Annotated in this window: 12 protein-coding genes and 1 pseudogene; 8 read left to right on the top strand and 5 right to left on the bottom strand. The window is 73.1% G+C overall.

Annotated elements, in window-relative coordinates; translation table 11 throughout:
* Window positions 1–135 precede the first annotated feature (135 nt).
* The 3 genes from ACZ6R6_RS27150 to ACZ6R6_RS27140 are packed head-to-tail and all read left to right on the top strand — an operon-like array spanning window position 136 to window position 3111.
* A complete protein-coding gene (locus ACZ6R6_RS27150) occupies window positions 136–1161 on the top strand; it encodes a FecCD family ABC transporter permease (protein ID WP_470097862.1) in 1026 nt (341 codons plus the stop codon).
* A gap of 2 nt (window positions 1162–1163) precedes the next feature.
* Entirely contained in the window at window positions 1164–2270 is a 1107-nt protein-coding gene (locus ACZ6R6_RS27145) for a FecCD family ABC transporter permease (RefSeq protein WP_470097860.1), read from the top strand.
* A gap of 4 nt (window positions 2271–2274) precedes the next feature.
* Window positions 2275–3111, top strand: coding sequence for an ABC transporter ATP-binding protein (locus ACZ6R6_RS27140; RefSeq protein WP_470097858.1), 837 nt, complete (start codon window positions 2275–2277; stop codon window positions 3109–3111).
* 187 nt (window positions 3112–3298) lie between these two features.
* On the opposite strand, the gene ACZ6R6_RS27135 is transcribed toward ACZ6R6_RS27140, so the two are convergent.
* Window positions 3299–4246, bottom strand: a complete 948-nt coding sequence (locus tag ACZ6R6_RS27135) for a methionyl-tRNA formyltransferase (protein ID WP_470097856.1) — start codon at window positions 4244–4246, stop codon at window positions 3299–3301.
* Between the two features lie 85 nt (window positions 4247–4331).
* Between ACZ6R6_RS27135 and ACZ6R6_RS27130 the strand changes: the two genes are divergently transcribed.
* On the top strand, window positions 4332–5678 hold the full coding sequence (locus ACZ6R6_RS27130) for a lysine N(6)-hydroxylase/L-ornithine N(5)-oxygenase family protein (protein ID WP_470097854.1): 1347 nt from the start codon (window positions 4332–4334) through the stop codon (window positions 5676–5678).
* Between the two features lie 152 nt (window positions 5679–5830).
* Here ACZ6R6_RS27130 and ACZ6R6_RS27125 read toward each other — a convergent pair whose 3' ends face one another.
* Both ACZ6R6_RS27125 and ACZ6R6_RS27120 read right to left on the bottom strand, forming a co-directional pair.
* A complete protein-coding gene (locus ACZ6R6_RS27125; RefSeq protein ID WP_470097852.1) occupies window positions 5831–6448 on the bottom strand; it encodes a LysE family translocator in 618 nt (205 codons plus the stop codon).
* A gap of 119 nt (window positions 6449–6567) precedes the next feature.
* On the bottom strand, window positions 6568–7038 hold the full coding sequence (locus ACZ6R6_RS27120; protein WP_470097850.1) for a hypothetical protein: 471 nt from the start codon (window positions 7036–7038) through the stop codon (window positions 6568–6570).
* A gap of 111 nt (window positions 7039–7149) precedes the next feature.
* Between ACZ6R6_RS27120 and ACZ6R6_RS27115 the strand changes: the two genes are divergently transcribed.
* Together ACZ6R6_RS27115 and ACZ6R6_RS27110 are read left to right on the top strand one after the other, a co-directional pair.
* Window positions 7150–7704 carry an MFS transporter gene (locus ACZ6R6_RS27115; protein WP_470097848.1) on the top strand — a complete coding sequence of 185 codons (555 nt, stop codon included), beginning with the start codon at window positions 7150–7152 and terminating at the stop codon, window positions 7702–7704.
* A gap of 184 nt (window positions 7705–7888) precedes the next feature.
* Window positions 7889–8644 carry a YcnI family copper-binding membrane protein gene (locus ACZ6R6_RS27110; RefSeq protein ID WP_470097846.1) on the top strand — a complete coding sequence of 252 codons (756 nt, stop codon included), beginning with the start codon at window positions 7889–7891 and terminating at the stop codon, window positions 8642–8644.
* Window positions 8645–9684: 1040 nt separating this feature from the next.
* On the opposite strand, the pseudogene ACZ6R6_RS27105 reads toward ACZ6R6_RS27110, so the two are convergent.
* Window positions 9685–11007: pseudogene (locus ACZ6R6_RS27105) on the bottom strand (AfsR/SARP family transcriptional regulator); the annotation flags it as partial.
* A 467-nt stretch (window positions 11008–11474) separates the two neighbouring features.
* On the opposite strand from ACZ6R6_RS27105, the gene ACZ6R6_RS27100 reads away from it, so the two are divergent.
* Window positions 11475–12728: a hypothetical protein gene (locus ACZ6R6_RS27100; protein ID WP_470097844.1), complete on the top strand. Its 1254-nt coding sequence runs from the start codon at window positions 11475–11477 to the stop codon at window positions 12726–12728.
* 11 nt (window positions 12729–12739) lie between these two features.
* On the top strand, window positions 12740–14818 hold the full coding sequence (locus ACZ6R6_RS27095; RefSeq protein WP_470097842.1) for a tetratricopeptide repeat protein: 2079 nt from the start codon (window positions 12740–12742) through the stop codon (window positions 14816–14818).
* Window positions 14819–14950: 132 nt separating this feature from the next.
* Here ACZ6R6_RS27095 and ACZ6R6_RS27090 read toward each other — a convergent pair whose 3' ends face one another.
* Window positions 14951–16117 carry an ROK family protein gene (locus tag ACZ6R6_RS27090; protein WP_470097840.1) on the bottom strand — a complete coding sequence of 389 codons (1167 nt, stop codon included), beginning with the start codon at window positions 16115–16117 and terminating at the stop codon, window positions 14951–14953.
* Between the last annotated feature and the right edge of the window lie 446 nt (window positions 16118–16563).

The raw sequence follows: 16563 nt of genomic DNA, 5'->3' as shown, positions 1-16563 counted from the left end.
CCGAGCCGCGACCGCCACATACTAAGGTAAGCATTACCTAAATTAGTAGACCCTTACAAAGAGGGAATCAACCGCACTGGACGTTAAAGTTCAGGTCTGCCTAACCTAAGGAAGTCGCAAAGTGGAGACGGCTCGATGATCCGTGGCGAGGGGCTCCGCCCGGCCCTTCTCGTGGCGCTGCTCGGCGCCCTCCTCGTCGCACTCTGCCTGCTGTCGATCGCGCTCGGCGCGCTGAGCATCCCCCTTGACCAGGTCATACGGACACTGTCCGGCCATCCGCACAGCCGGCTCATCGAGAACGTCATCTGGTCGGTGCGCGTGCCGCGCACCGCACTGGGGCTCACGGCCGGCGCCGCCCTCGGGCTGTCCGGCGCGCTCATGCAGGCGCTGACCCGCAACCCGCTCGCCGACCCCGGCCTGCTGGGCGTCAGCGCCGGCGCGGCCTTCGCGATCGTGCTGTCGGTCGCGGTGCTCGGGATCGGCTCGCTGTTCGGCTACATCTGGTCCGCGTTCGCGGGCGCGCTCGTCGCCAGCGTCCTGGTCTTCCTGCTGGGCAAGCTGGGACGTTCCGGCCTGACGCCGGTCAAACTCGCCCTCGCCGGGGTCGCCGTGACCGCGCTGCTGACCTCTCTCACCAGCGCCGTCGTGCTGACCGACCCGGACGCGCTCAACCGCTACCGCTTCTGGTCGGCCGGCTCGCTCGCCGGTCAGGACGGCGACGCGGTGCTCCGGATCCTGCCGTTCGTCGCCGCCGGCGCGGTGCTCGCACTGGCCTGCGCGCCCACGCTCAACAGCCTGGCCCTCGGCGACGACGTGGCCGCCTCGCTGGGGCGGCGGCTCGGTCTCGTACGGCTCCAGGGCGTGGCCGCAGTCACCCTGCTGACCGGCGGGGCGGTGGCGGTCATCGGCCCGGTCGTCTTCCTCGGGCTGGTGGTCCCGCACATCGCCCGGGTCCTCGCCCAGTACGCCGGCCTGGGGCCCGACCACCGCTGGCTGCTGCCGCTGTCGGCGGTGCTCGCCCCCTGCCTGCTCCTCGTCGCGGACATCGCCGGACGGCTCCTCGCCCGGCCCGCCGAGATCCAGGCCGGGGTCCTGGTCGCCTTCATCGGCGGCCCGTTCTTCATCGCCATGGTCCGCCGCCGTCGTCTCGCGGAGGTGTGAACGTGGCCCGCCCGTCGTCCCCGCACCCCTGGCGGATCTCCCCTCGCCCCGGCGACACGGTCCCGGCCCGCTCCCACCGGACCTTCCGGCTGGCCGTGCCACCCGTCTCCGGGATCCTGCGGCCCCGGCTGGTCACGGTGTGCGCGGCGCTCGCCGCCGCCGTCTTCCTCGTCTTCTGCTGGGGGATCTCGGTCGGCGACTACCCGATCGGCCTGCCCGCCGTGATGAGGGCGCTGGCCGGCTCCGGCGACCCCGGGACCCTGATCGTCGTCCGGGAGCTGCGGTTGCCGCGCGCCGTGGTGGGGCTGCTGGTCGGCATCGCCTTCGCCGTCTCCGGCGCGCTGTTCCAGACGATGACCCGCAACCCGCTGGCCAGCCCGGACATGATCGGCCTCATCGAGGGCGCCGGCACCGCCGTGGTCGCCGGCATCGTGCTCGGCTGGGACGGCGGCCTCGGCACCCAGACGCTCGGGCTGCTCGGCGCGCTGGCCACCGCGCTGGTCGTCTACCTGCTCGCCTGGAGGCGCGGCACCACCGGCTACCGGATCGTCCTGGTGGGCATCGGGGTCTCGTGGATCTGCACCAGCGCCACCGACTACCTGGTGGCCGGCGGCGGGCGGTTCGAGGCGCAGGCCGCCGTCGGATGGCTGGTGGGCAACCTCAACGGCCGCGCCTGGGAGCAGGCGGTCCCGCTCGCCGTCGTCATGGCGGTGCTGGTGCCGGCGGCGCTGGCGCTGGGCCGCCTGATGCGCACGCTCCAGCTCGGCGACGACGTCGCCGCCGGCCTCGGCACCCCCGTGCAGCCGGTCCGCCTCGCCGTGCTGCTCACTGGCGTCGGGCTGATCGCCTTCGGCACCGCGGCCGCCGGGCCGATCGCCTTCGTGGCACTCGCCGCGCCGCAGATCGCCCAGCGGCTGGCCGGCACCGCCTGGCCGCCCCCGCTCGCCTCGGGACTGACCGGAGCCCTGGTCGTGCTCTCCGGCGACCTCATCGCGCGCACGCTGATCTCCGGCATGGAACTGCCGGTCGGAATCGTCACCGGCGTCCTCGGCGCGCCGGTCCTGCTCTGGCTACTCATCCGCGCCAACCGCGCGGGCTCAGGAGGCTGAACGCATGTCGACCCCCGACCCGGACCTGCGGGCGAGCGGCCTGCACCTGGCGTACGACAACCGGCTGGTCGTGGAGGATCTCGACCTGGTCGTCCCGCCGGGCCGCGTCACCGCCATCGTCGGCGCCAACGCCTGCGGCAAGTCCACGTTGCTGCGGGCCCTGGCCCGGCTGCTCGCGCCGCGTCAGGGGAGCGTCCGGCTCGACGGCCGCGCCCTGCAGTCCATCCCCACCAGGGAGCTGGCCCAGCGCCTGGGCATCCTGCCGCAGACGCCGGTGGCCCCCGAGGGACTGACCGTCATCGACCTGGTCAACCGCGGCCGCTCACCGCACCAGACCTGGTGGCGGCAGTGGTCGAAGGCCGACGAGCAGGCCGTCCACGGCGCGCTGGCCGCCACCGGGATGACCGACCTCGCCGACCGCGCGGTCGACGAGCTCTCCGGCGGCCAGCGCCAGCGCGCCTGGATCGCCATGGCCGTCGCCCAGGGCACCGCGGTGCTGCTGCTGGACGAGCCGACGACCTATCTGGACCTGGCCCACCAGATCGACGTCCTGGACCTGATCACCGACCTCAACCGGCGCGAGGGCCGTACGATCGTGATGGTCCTCCACGACCTCAACCAGGCCTGCCGGTACGCCGATCACGTCATCGCCATGAAGGCCGGCCACATCGCCGCCGAGGGGGCCCCGGCCGACGTCATCACCGCGCGGACCGTGGAGGAGATCTTCGAGCTGCGCTGCCAGGTCACGACCGACCCGGTCAGCGGCACGCCGTTGATCATCCCGATGGGCCGTCACCACGACGTCCGGGGCGTCGGGACGGCCGCCGGGGCGGCCGGCTGACCGCGCTCCCGCGCCCGTCACGGCCGGCCGCTCCGTCCGGTCCACGCGGGCGGGGCCGCCGCCCGCCCGATGAGCGCGGGCGGCGCGTCCACGGCGGCGCGGCCCACCGCCCCCGCGCGTACGGCTCACCACTGCACGGTGCGGCTCACCGCCCCCGCGCGTACGGCTCACCACTGCACGGTGCGGCTCACGGCTGCGCGGTGAGATAGCCGCCCATGGTCCGGAAGTAGTCGCCGGCCGCGTACTCCGTGCCGTCCTCGGTCCGCAGCCGCTTGACGACCAGCCCGCGCCTGCGGCCGTTCCGGGCGTCCGCGCCGGCGACGATGACCACCCCGTCCCCTTCGCGGATGAAGACGCGTCCCGGGGTGCCGCCGTAGCGGGCCTGCGACACCGCCGCCGACACGATCCGGATCCGCTCTCCGCGGTGATGGGTGAAGGCGTTGGGATACGGGTCCGACTGGGCGCGCACCAGCCGCTCCAGGTCCTCCGCCGGCCAGTCCCAGTCGATCCGGCTGTCCTCGATGGACCGCTTGTGGAAGAAGCTCGCCCTGCTGCGGTCCTGCGGGACCCACTGCGCCCGGCCGGAGGCGATCAGGTCGAGCGCGTCGCGCACGATCGGCCCGATCAGGTCGACCGTCCTGTGGAACAGGTCGGTCGCGGTGTCGCCCGGCCCCACCGGCACGGCCCGCTGCAGTACGACGTCGCCCGCGTCCAGCTCGGCGTTCATCCGGTGCGCGGTGACGCCGACCTCCTTCTCCCCGTTGATCAGAGCCCAGATCAGCGGGGAGAAGCCCGCGTACGCCGGCAGCAGCGAGTCGTGGACGTTGAGCGTGCCGTGCGGCGGGGCGTCGAAGATCTCCGGCGGCAGCCAGGTCCGCCAGTTGTTGGCGACGATGATGTCCGGCTCCGCCTCGCGCAGCGCGCGCAGCAGCTCCTCGTCGTCGGGCCGGTAGCGCAGCAGCACCGGGACGCCGTGCTTGTCGGCGAGCTCGGCGACCGAGTCGTCCCAGATCTTCTCGTAGGCGTGGTCGCTCTTGGGGTGAGTGACGACGAGGACCACCTCGTGGTCGGAGTCCAGCAGGGCCTGCAGCGTGCGATGGCCCCACGTCTGGTAGCCGAACATGACGACCCGCATGGTGGATCCTCTCCTCGAAAGGGATCATTGCAAGGCAAGGCTAACCTTATTTAACATATGGCGCACAGAGGGAGGCGATGCCGCGGTGGACACACTGCACAGTGAGCCGGACAGCATCTACGACATCCTGGGGGTTGGTTTCGGACCATCGAACCTGGCGCTGGCCATAGCCGTCGAAGAGCACAACGAGAGGGCGCCCGCCGCCGAACGGCTCCATGCCGGGTTCCTGGAACGGCAGCCGCACTTCGGCTGGCATCGGGGCATGCTCATCGACGACGCGACGATGCAGGTGTCCTTCCTGAAGGACCTGGTCACCATGCGTAATCCGGCGAGCGGGTTCAGCTTCCTGTGCTACCTGCAGGAGCGCGGCAGGCTGACCGACTTCCTCAACCAGAAGACCCTCTTCCCGCTGCGCATCGAGTTCCACGACTACTTCGAGTGGGCCGCCGCCCGGGTGCGGCACCTGGTCGAATACTCGGCGGAGGTCCTGGCCGTCGAGCCGGTGACGGCGGAGGACGGCGAGGTCCGCTGGTTCGATGTGATCAGCCGTGACCCGCAGGACCCGGGCCGCACGGTCGTGCGCCGGGCCCGCAACATCTCCGTGGCCACCGGTCTGGAACCCCACCTACCGCCGGGCACGGTCCTGTCCGACCGGGTCTGGCACAACAGCGAGCTGGTCCCGCGCGTCGCCGGGCTGACCGGCGCCGGCGCCCCGGTGCACCGGGCCCTCGTGCTCGGCGCCGGGCAGAGCGCCGCCGAGGCCGTCGACTACCTGCACCGCACCCTCACCGGGACCGAGGTCTGCGCGGTCTTCGCCAAGTACGGTTACACGCCCGCCGACGACAGCCCCTTCGCCAACCGGATCTTCGACCCGGAGGCGGTCGACACCTTCTTCAACGCCCCGCCCGGGGTCAAGCAGTCGCTCTTCGACTACCACCGCAGCACCAACTACTCGGTGGTCGACATGGATCTCATCCAGTCCCTGTACGCGACCACATACCGCGAGAAGATCCAGGGCCAGGAACGGCTGCGCATCCTCAACGTCTCCCGCATCCGGGACGTGCGTGCCCTGGACGACCGCCTGGACGTCACCGTGGAGTTCCTGCCCACCGGCGAGCGGCAGGTCCTCGCCGTGGACATCCTCGTCCACGCCACCGGCTACCGCCCCCAGGACGTCGGCGCCCTCCTCGGCGAGACGGCCAAGCTCTGCCTGCGCGACGAGGAGGACGCCGTCCGCGTCGGCCGCGACCACCGCGTCGAGGTCGCCCCCCAGGTCACCGCCGGCATCTATCTCCAGGGAAGCACCGAGCACACCCACGGCATCACCTCCACCCTGCTGTCCACCACCGCCATCCGCGCCGGCGAGATCCGTGACTCGCTGCTCGCCCACCGCGCGCGCACGGCGCCCGCCCTCGCCGACCGCTCCGCCTGAACCCGGCCGTGTGCCGAGCCGGCGTCGGACCGTCGCGGCACACGGCCGGGTCCCGTCCGGGCCGCCCGCACCGTGGCGGCCCGGATCGGTCAGGTCGTACCGGCGGATCACACCACGTCGTGATCCAGCACCTGGATCACGTCGACCGCACGCTAGGGCTTGGCCGTCAGAGCGAGGCGGACGGCCAGACCGATCAGCAGGGTTCCTGACACGTACTCCAGGTGACGGCGTACGGCGGGCCGCCTGAAGAACCGCTCGGCTGCGCCGACCAGCCGGACGATCCCCAGATACCAGGCCAGGTCGATGAGGGCCGAGGCCACCGCCAGGAGCAGCAGCATCGGCAGCGCCGGCGCGCCCTCGGGCACGAACTGCGGCAGGAAGGACAGCGCGAACACGCCGGCTTTCGGATTGGCCAGGTTGGTCAGCAGCCCGGACCGGTAGCAGCTCCACAGTGAGGGCCCGACGGCCGATGACGTGGCCAGGTCCTCGACCGGCCCGCCCCGCGCCTGCCACAACATCCTCACGCCGAACCAGACCAGCACGATCGCGCCGACGATCCGCATGACGTCGAAGGCGAGCTCGGAGACGAGCAGCAGCGCGGACAGGCCGAAGGCGGCCGTCAGGCACCACACCAGCCAGCCGGTCTCATTGCCCAGCACGGTCGCCACCCCCGCCGACCGGCCCGCCCGGATGGACTGCCGCAGGATCACCACGGTGGTGGGCCCGGGAATCATGGACACCAGCAGGGAAGCGACCGCAAAGGCGATCATGTCATTAAGCATCGGACTTCCCTCACGAAAACTGGTCTAACTCCTCATAAGACCCTAGAGGCTCTCCTCACGCTCATTCGACACCACAACAGGATCATTCACGGGTTTGATGGCACTCTCTAGTAGTGGCTCTGCTCCTCGGAGCGTTCATAGTCGTCATCGTGGGCCCGGCCGGACCAGCGCGAGGGCATCAGGACGGGGACGAACAGCGCGACGCCGAGGAGGGCGTAGACGCCGTTGGCGAGCAGCAGGCCCATGCCCCGGCCGGCCGGGGCGAGGGCCTCGTGGAGGGAGACGACGTCGGACAGCAGGCCGGCGGCACGCCTGGCGTCGAGGGCGTAGACCACGTTCCAGGACAGCAGGACCATCGACGGGACGAAGGCCGCCAGCGGGGAGACCCGGCCGGCGACCACCAGGCCGAACAGCAGGCCGACCGCGGCCATGGCGCCGAGCGCCACCCAGGTCGCCGGGCCGCTCTCGCCGGGGAGCGCGATCACGTTCGCCCCGGCCTCCTGCACCGCCCAGCCCCCGCCGGGCAGCAGGGCGGCCGTCATGATCAACCCGATCAGCAGCCCGGAGAAGTGCCGCATCACCACCACCTCGGCTCGGAGCGCTTGTCACGGTCGCGGCAACCTTAGCGACAAACAACTTGAAACGGCAGGCGTTGCGGAGGCGTGAGAATCTATAGCATGTGGGGCATCATGCATGCCCGACTCCCGTTACGCGTCATGCGCGCGGCCGCCTTCTCGGCCGTCTGCGTGATGCTCGCCGCCCTCGGCCACCTGGCCGCCGGCGGTTCGGGACCCGCCCCGTGGGCGATGGCCACCGGGACCTCTGCGGTCACGGCCCTGGCCGTGCTGCTCGCCGGGCGCGAACGCTCCACCGCGACGATCAGCGTGGGGCTGTCGGCCATGCAGCTGTTCCTGCACGAGCTGTTCGCCTACGGCGACCCCTCGGGGATCGCCCTGACCGCGCACCCGCACGGTCAGGGGCTGGGCGAGGGCCTGGGCATGCTGATCGCGCATCTCACCGCCACGCTGGTCACCGGCTGGTGGCTGGCGCGCGGCGAGGCCGCCCTGTGGGCGCTGCTGCGCGCGGCGGGACGGCGCCTGGGCGCGCTGCTCCTGCTGCTGCCCTCCCCCGTGACGCCCGCCCCGCCCGCCCGCGCGGCCGGGGCCGCCGACGTGCCCGCCCCCGCGCGGAGCCCCCTCCGTCACACCGTCAGCCGGCGCGGCCCTCCACTGCCCGCCGTCTGACCTTCTTGCCCGCCCTTCCCGCGCGTCCTGACGCGGGGAGGTTCCCCGCACGTCCCGGCGTGCCCGGGATCCACCGCACGCCCTGACACGCGTGGCGCTCACCGCACGTCCTGTCCGGTCGGAGCCCCGCACATCCGGCGTGCCCGGAAGATCCCGAAATCGAAATCCGAAGTGGAGAACCCCCATGTCGCTTTCCTCTGCCTGCCGCCGCACCGTGGCCGTCGCCGCCGGCGTCACCGCCCTCACCCTCGGCCTGGCCCTTCCCGCCCTCGCCCACGTGACCGTCAATCCCGGCACCGCCGTGCAGGGCGGCTTCACCAAGGTCGCCTTCAGGGTCCCGAACGAGCGTGACGACGCCTCGACCAGCAAGGTCGAGGTCGCCTTCCCCACCGACCACCCGCTGGCGTTCGTCTCGGTCAAGCCGCTGCCCGGCTGGGAGGTCAAGGTGACCGAGGGCAAGCTGCCCAAGCCGGTCACCACCGAGTACGGCGAGATCACCGAGGCCGTCACGAAGGTCACCTGGTCGGGCGGGAAGATCGAGCCCGGCCAGTTCCAGGAGTTCGAGGTGTCCATGGGCGCGCTGCCCAAGGACACCGACCACCTCGTCTTCCCCGCGACCCAGACCTACACCGGCGGCGAGGTCGTGAAGTGGGCCGACGAGCCCAAGGCCGACGGCTCCGAGCCCGAGCGCCCGGCCCCGGTGCTGAAGCTCACGCCCGCCTCCGCCGAGGGCGACGGCCACGGCGCGGCCTCCGCGAGCCCGTCGGCGGCCGCCTCGGCCACCGGCGCCGCGCCGTCGGTGGCGCCGGCCGCGGCCGCCGGGAGCGCGGACTCCTCCGACGGCACGGCCCGCCTGCTCGGCGGCGTCGGCCTGCTGGCCGGGCTGGCCGGGCTCGTGGCCGGCGTGCTCGGCCTGCGCCGCGGCGGCCGCGCCTCCTGAGCCGCCTGAGCCCGGCCGGGACGGCCCCGCGGAACCCGCTCCGCGGGGCCGTCCCGGCCGGGACGGCGTAGCGCGTCGAGCCGGGCCGCGGTGTCGGCCTCGCCCGGGACGTCGCCGATCTCGGCGAACAGGGCCCGTGCGAGGCCCAGGGTGTCCAGGCACTCCCGGTGCCGCCCCTGGCGGTGGTCCAGCTCGCCCAGGCCGCGCAGGGTGACGGCCTCGCCGCGCCGGTTGCCGGTGGCCCGGCAGGCCAGGAGCGCGGAGCGGTGGGTGGCGCCGCTCTCGGCCCACGGCGTCCGGGTGATCGCGGCGTTCAGCGTGGCGGCGGCCAGCTCCCAGGCCAACTCGTCGTGGCCGAGCTCCGAGGCCTGCAGCACGGCGGCGGCCAGGCAGGGCCGTTCGCTGTCGAACCAGGCCAGCGGGTCGGCGAGCAGCGTCTCCCGGACGGCCGCCGGCGGCGGCCAGCGCGGTGACCGCCCCTGGATCGGCGCCCGGACGGTGTGCGGCAGGCGGCCGTCGGCGTCCTGGGCCAGCGCCAGCAGCGTGGCCAGGGCGCGGGTGACGACCGTCCTGACGGTGACCTCGCTCTCCTCCCGCAGCGCCAGCTCGCGGGCGTAGCGGCGCACCAGCTCGTGGAAGCGGTAACGGGGCCGGCCGCCGGCGTCGGCTCCGGCGAGATCCAGCAGGTAGGCGTCGGCCAGCGCGTCGATGAGGTCCTCGGCCGCCTCCGTGGACGTCTCCAGCACCCCCGCGGCCAGCCATGGCGCGAAGGTCGGCAGGTCCAGCAGCCCGAGCAGGCGCAGGGCCCGCTGGGCCGGCCCGTCGAGCCTGCGGTAGCCGAGCGCGAGGGTGGCCCGCACGTCCGACAGCTCGTCGAGGCCGCGCCGCTCGTCGGCCATGCGACTGGCCATCCTGGCGAGCGTCCAGTGGGGGCGGGCGGCGAGCCGGGTGGCGGCGATCCGGATGGCCAGCGGCAGCCGGCCGCAGAGTCTGACGAGTTCGGTGGCGGCCTCCGGCTCGGGCGCGACGCGCTCCTCGCCGACGATCACCGCGAGCAGGTCGCCCGCGTGGTGGGGCTCCAGCAGGTCGAGGTCGACGGCGTGCGCGCCGGGCCAGCCGGCCGTCCGGGACCGGCTGGTCACGATGACGGAGCAGGACGGCGACCCGGGCAGCAGCGGCCGCACCTGGGCCTGGTCGGCGGCGTCGTCCAGCACGACGAGGACGCGGCGGCCGGCCAGTCGGGTGCGGTACAGCTCGGCCCGCTCGTCCGGATCCTCGGGGATCACCGGATCGCAGACTCCCAGCGAGCGCAGGAACCGGCTGAGCACCCTGGAGGGGTCGGCCGGCTGCTCGTCGGAGCCCCGCAGGTCGGCGTAGAGCTGGCCGCCGGGGAAGTCACCGCTCATCCGGTGCGCCAGATGGACGGCCAGCGTCGTCTTGCCGACGCCCGCCCTGCCGGTGATCGTCGACACCGGGATCGGTCCCGGCCTGCGGTCGGCGATGAGGGCGCTCAACTGCTCGACCAGCTTCTCCCGGCCGGTGAAGTCGGCGATGTCGGCGGGCAGCAGGGACGGGCGGGGCGCTCCGGCCGGGTCGGCGCCCTCGTAGCGCGGTTCCTGGCGCAGCACCTGGAAATACGCCTCGCGCAGCTGGGAGCCGGGGTCGACGCCCAGCTCCTCGGCCAGCCTGAGGCGGATGAGCCCGTACTCGGCCAGCGCTTCGGCCTGCATCCCGGAGGCGGCGAGGGCGAGCACGAGCGAGGTGTGCACGGCCTCGTTCAGCGGTTCGGCGGCGGCGACCGCGCGCAGCTGCGGGACGACGTCGGCCGACCGGCCGAGCCGCTGGGCGATCCTCGCGGCCTCCAGCAACGCGTCGATCCGCTCGTGCTCGATGGCGCGGACCCAGGGGTGGCCGCGCAGCACATGGTCGAGATCGGCCAGACATGGCCCGTTCCACATTTGCAGCGCGGCGATCAGCAGCGCCAGGGACTCCTCCGGGGACGCGGCCGCGCGGGCCCCCGCCACTCCCGCCCGGAAGCGGACCAGGTCCACGTCGCACCGGCCGAGCTGGACCACGTAGGCGGTGCCCATCCCCTTGAGCCAGGTCGTGGCCGAGGACGCGCCCCTGCCCGGGTCGACCTGGCGGCGCAGCCGTCCCACGTAGGTCTGCACCAGGTTGACCACCGAGTCGGGCGTGTCGTCACCCCAGAGCGTGTCGATGATCTCCTGGCGCCTGACCGGTGAGCCCGCCCGGAGCAGGAGCAGGGCGAGCACGGCCCGCTGCTTGTCCGAGCCGATCCTGACCTCGGTCTCCCCCCTCCACACCCGGAGCGGACCAAGCAGGCGGAACCGTATGCCCGTCATATTCCCATCCAGGACAGACCAGCGGCGGGTAGCGAAAACCAGAGAATCATACGATTTGACCTAGTCGAGTGCGAGGTATTGACCTGTCAAAGTACGGCCGGCCGAGTGCGAAGTATTGACCTGGCACCGACCTGGTCTCGGCCTGTCGGAGTGCGGCCGCTGGAGCCGTACCGGCATCCGGCTGTATTCCCCCCTCCCCACAGGGGATCTCCCGTCCAGTACGGCGTCGGCGTCGCTCCAGCGCCACCGGTCATGGTGATGCGGAACCTTCGACGCAGGGAGGGGGTGCACAGATGAAGAAGATCAAGATTCGCAAGGTCGGCCCGATCCGCCTGACCGCCGCGGCGTGCTCGATCTACAAGGTGCCCAACTAGGCAGCCCCCGTGCGGGTGCCTCGGGCACCCGCACGATCCCTCACGCCCTCACGCCCTCATGCACGGAGCCCTCATGCGCGCAAAGGCCCCGCGGTGACCGCGAGCGCCGGCTACGACCCCGACCGGCCACTCCCGCTGCACCCGCTCATCTACCTGGACGACGGCGATGAGGTGACGGTCGGCAGGCCCGACATCGACTCCTACGGCATCTTCCCCCCCGACGGCGCCGAGATCCTGCGCAGGCTGGAGGCCGGCGCCACGCCGCGCGACACGGCGGCGTGGTATCTGGGGGAGTACGGCGAGAGCGTCGACATGGACGACGTGGTCGCGGCACTGGGCGAGCTCGAGTTCGTCAGGCAGGCGGGCACGGCGGAGTCTGCGGAGACGGCCGCGGCCGAGACGGCCCCGGCCCCGGCCCCGGTGCGCTGGCGGCGGCTGGGCACGGCGCTCTTCTCTCCCCCGGCCTGGGCCGTCTACGGCGCGCTCGTCGGGTGGGCCCTGTTCGCCGTGGCCCGGCGGCCCGACCTGGCGCCGACCTACGAGCACGTCTTCTTCACCGACTACTACACGGTCGTCCAGGCCGCCCTGTTCGTCTTCGCCATCCCCCAGCTCCTGCTGCACGAGGCCTTCCACGCCCTGGCGGGGCGGCGGCTCGGGCTGCGCTCCACGCTGACGGTCGGGCGCAGGCTCTACTTCATCGTGCTGGAGACGTCGCTGCCCGGCCTGGTCGCCGTGCCACGCCGCAGGAGATATCTGCCGATCCTCGCCGGGATGCTGGCCGACGTGCTCGTGATGGCCGTGCTCACCCTCGCCGCCGACCTCACCCGGGAGCCGGGCGGCGCCTTCTCCCTCGGCGGGAGGATCTGCCTGGCGATCGCCTTCGCGGTCCTGATCCGGATCGTCTGGCAGTTCTCCTTCTATCTCCGCACCGACCTCTACGTGCTCATCTCCACCGTCCTCGGCTGCGTCGACCTGCACGACACCGCCAAGCAGCACCTGCGCAACCGGGTCAACCGGCTGCTGGGCCGTACCGGGCGGCTGGTCGACGAGTCGGACTGGCACGAGACCGACCGGCGGACCGCGCGATGGTACTCCTGGCTGATCGTCGTCGGGTACGCGGTGAGCGTCGGCTCCTTCGCCCTGGCCGCCGTCCCGATCGCCTACCGGATGTTCGCGGGGGTGCTCGGGCGCTTCACCGGCGGCGGCGCGGCCGGCTGGGAGGAACTGCTGGACTCGGCCGTCTTCTCCGGGCTGGTCGTGCTCCAGGCCGTGATCATCACCTGGCTGATGATCCGTGACCGCCGGCGCAGGCGCGCGCGGCGACGGCTCGCCCACGTCATCGCCTGAAGGGATCCACCATGGGCAACCACTACTGGCTCACCGGCGCCCGCCGCCGCGACCGTGACCGTGCCAGGCAGGGTCTCGACCTGCCGCCGACGCTGGCGGTGCTCGACGCGCACCGGCGGCTGCGCGGCCCCTACACCGCGGCCGGCGCGCTGATCCGGTCGATCGCCGCCGAAGCCCTGGCCCTCCGTCCCGAGCTGGGCCCGGCCCACAACATCGAGCTGCTGACCAGCACGCCGGAGCTCGCCGGCGTCGTGCCCCCGGCCTGGGCGACCCTGGAGTGGAGCGTCGGGGAGAAGGAGCGCACGCGTTTCTACTCCCGGCTGCACACGCTGAACATCTCCAACGGCCTGGCCGAGTTCCTCCGCGACCATCTCGCCGCGGCCGGCGGCGGGCCGCGCACCCTGGTCCTGGAGAACATGCATCAGGCCGATCCGACCGACCAGGAGTTCGCCGCGGTGCTGCTGCGCCGCAGCGACCTCGGGGCGCTGACCGTCGTGGTCGGCACCGGCCCGGAGCCGGTCGCCGACCCGCCGGGCGAGATCGCCGTCTCCCTGGCGCGGGTCCTGGCCGCCCACGCCGAACCCGTCGACTGCCCCGCCACCGCCGGCTCCCCGGGCGGGGACGCGCGCGACTACGTCGACAGCGACGGCACCAGCGACGAACCGGAGCTCCTGGCCGCCTACCGGCGGCTGGCGCCGGAGGAGCGCGCCCGCCTGCACGACGAGCGCGCGGCGCTGCTGGCCGGCCGGGGGGAGTTCTCGCTGCTGCTCGGCGCCGTCCCCTACCACGCCGAACACGGCGGCGACCCGCGCGGGGCGGGGCTGGCCGCCATCCGCCAGGCGCTCCAGCACTGCAAGGACATCGGCCTCTACCAGGCGGCCGTCGAGCTGGGACAGCGCGCCCGCGCGATCGTCGACCGGCCGACGCAGGAGGAGCTCTGGTGGTACTTCACCAACTCCACCAGCACCTGCATGGCCTCGCTCGGCCGGGCCGACGAGGCGGAGGCGATCTACGACGAGGCCCGGGGGGCGACCCAGGACCCGGTCGTGCACATGGACCTCGCCTACGGCACCGCGATGCTCTACGCCCGCCACTACCCGGAGGAGCGCCGGGACTACCAGCAGGCCAGGGCCTGGATGAACCTGTCCGTCGCGATCGCGTCGCTGCTGGGCGACCGGAAGGAGCGCGCCTTCCACTCGGTCTTCGCCAACAACGGGCTCGCCCTGGTCGAGGTGCGGCAGCAGAGCGCCGAGGTGGCCCTGCGGCTGCTGGAGGACGGGATGGCCAGGCTGGACCGGGAGCTGGAGCCGGGCGAGCACGCCCTGCACCGGGCCGTGCTGCGCTACAACCGCGCCCAGGTGTTCGGCATGACGGGCCGCCTGGAGGAGGCGCTGGCCGACTACGCCGCGGTCGTCGAGCTCGACCCGGACTTCCCCGAGCACCACTTCAACATCGGCAACATCCTGCGCCGGCTGGGCCGCGACGAGGAGGCGGTCGCCTCCTACGAACGCGCGCTGCGGCTGTCCCCGCCGTTCCCCGAGGCGTACTACAACCTCGCCGACGCCAGGCTCGAACTCGGTGACGCGCAGGGGGCGCTGGCCGACTTCCTCTACACCATCGAGCTGGATCCCGGGCACGTGGACGCCCACGTGAACCTGGCCGGCCTGCTGCACGGGCTGGACGACGGCGAGGCCGCCTGGCGGGTCACGGCCGCCGGGCTGGCCCTCGCCCCGGACAACGCCCACCTGCTCTGCCTCAAGGGGAAGCTGCTGGCCGAGCGGGGCGAGGCCGGCGCCGCCCGTACGGCCCTGTCGGCGGCGCTCCGGCGGGACCCCGGCCTGGCCGAGGCGTGGGCCGCCCGGGGCGAGCTGGCCTTCGAGGCCGGCGACCTGGCCGGCGCCGCCGGCGACCTGGACCGGGCGGTCGAGCTGGCCGGGACGCCCGCGATCCGGTTCAACCGGGCCGTCGTCTACCAGGAGGCGGCCCGCTACGCCGAGGCGGCCGCGGACTACGGGGCGGTGCTGACGGTGGTCGACGACGCGGAGGCGCGGGAGCGGCTGGAAGCCTGCCTGAAGGCCGCCGCGATGTGAGGCCGCCCGCCCCGGCGGGACCGGAGCCCGCGAGCACGCGGCGTGACGGGGAGCCGGGGCGGCGCGGCGCCGCTCCGGAAGACCGTCGCGGCCCGTCCGGGGCGGGCGGAGCGCCGGGGACGCTCCGGGCGGTCAGGAGACTCGCTGCGGGGCCACCGGCGGGATGCTCCGGCCCTCGGGTGAGAAGAACTGCCGGTCCAGGTGGTCGAGGGCGAGCCGGGCCGCCCCGAGGACGACGCACTCCTCACCGAGGACGGACAGCCTGATGTCCGGCATGCGCAGGCAGAGCGGCCGCAGCGCCCTGCGCAGCGGGTCGAGCAGGACGTCTCCGGACCGGGAGAAGCCGCCGCCGAGCACGACCACCTCCGGATCGAGGGTGAGGACCATGGCCGCCGCCCCGAGGGCGAGGTCCCGCGCGTAGCCCTCCACCGCCTCCACCGCGCGGGGGTCGCCGTTCCTGGCCGCGGCGAAGACCAGGGCCGCCGCCTCGTCCGGCGGGGAACCGGCGGCGACGGGACAGCGTTCGAGGTGCTCGGCCATGTGCCGCCACCGCGTGACGTCGAGCAGGCCGACCTCGCCCGCGGCCCCGCTGAAGCCGTGGTGCAGCGCGCCGTTGATGACGAGCGCGGAGCCCGGCCGGCGGCCGGCGTGCAGGTAGACCATGTCGCGGGTGTCGCGGGCCACGCCGAGGCGCTGCTCGGCGAGCGCGGCGAGCTTGCTGTCGTTCTCGACGAGGACGGGGCAGGCGAACATGCCGCGCAGGTGGCCCGCGAGGTCCACGCCCGCCCAGTCGGGCAGGGCGGCGACCAGCGCCACCGCTCCCTGCCGGTCGACGACGCCGACGGTGCCCGCGGTCAGGGCCCAGATGTCGGCGGGGGTCAGGCCGGCGGCCAGCAGGGCCGCGTCGACGGCCCGGTCCACCGCCGCCAGCCGGCCCGCCCGCGGGGTGTCGGGGGTGACCGAGGTGCGGCCGCCGGCGACGGCGTGGCCGTCGAGGTCGGTCACGGTCGCCAGCACCTTGTGGACGCCTATGTCCAGCCCGAGCACGTGACCGGCGTCGGCCCTGAAGCGGTAGCGGCGGGCCGGGCGTCCCAGGCTCCCGGGCACCGGGTCGACCTCGGCGATCCAGCCCTTGGTGAGCAGGGCGGCCATGACCTCTCCGACGGAGGCCCTCGACAGCCCGGTCTCGGCCGCGAGCTCGGTCAGGGTGAGCGGCCGGGCGGCGGCGCGCAGGGCGCGGATGCCGCTGAGCGAGTTCAGCTGACGCAGCCGCTGGAGGTCTCCGCCACTGACCTGCACGACACCACTTCCTGACGTCTCGGCCCACTAACGGAGGAAACTATTTTATCTCAAGATCGCATGCCGCGCGAAACCTGCCGCACCCTCCGTGATCACGCAAGAAACCGCTGACCCCACAGCGGCTCCATGACTTTTTGGGCTCTTATTCAAGGAGTCCGTCATAATCATCGCGCCACTCTCCCTGAAGGCCGACAAACAAGCTGTTTCCCCAGATTTCGCCCACACGGCGATCAAACTCCGATCTGCCGTACGGGACGGATGGTCGGCTGTCACCCCCCGAGAAAACTGAAGGAGAACGCGTGCGCCCCCTCTTCCGCCGCAGCACCTCACTGGCCGCGGGAATGCTGCTCGCGGCACTCGTCGCGGCCCAGCCGGGCCCGGCCCAGGCCCAGCCGCGTGAAGATCCCGTGGACGTCCAACTGCTGTCCATCACCGACTTCCACGGC

The organism is Streptosporangium sp. NPDC048886, from assembly GCF_055586905.1.
The sequence above is the reverse complement of the archived record's forward strand: the minus strand, read 5'-3'. Positions and strand labels throughout refer to the sequence as shown.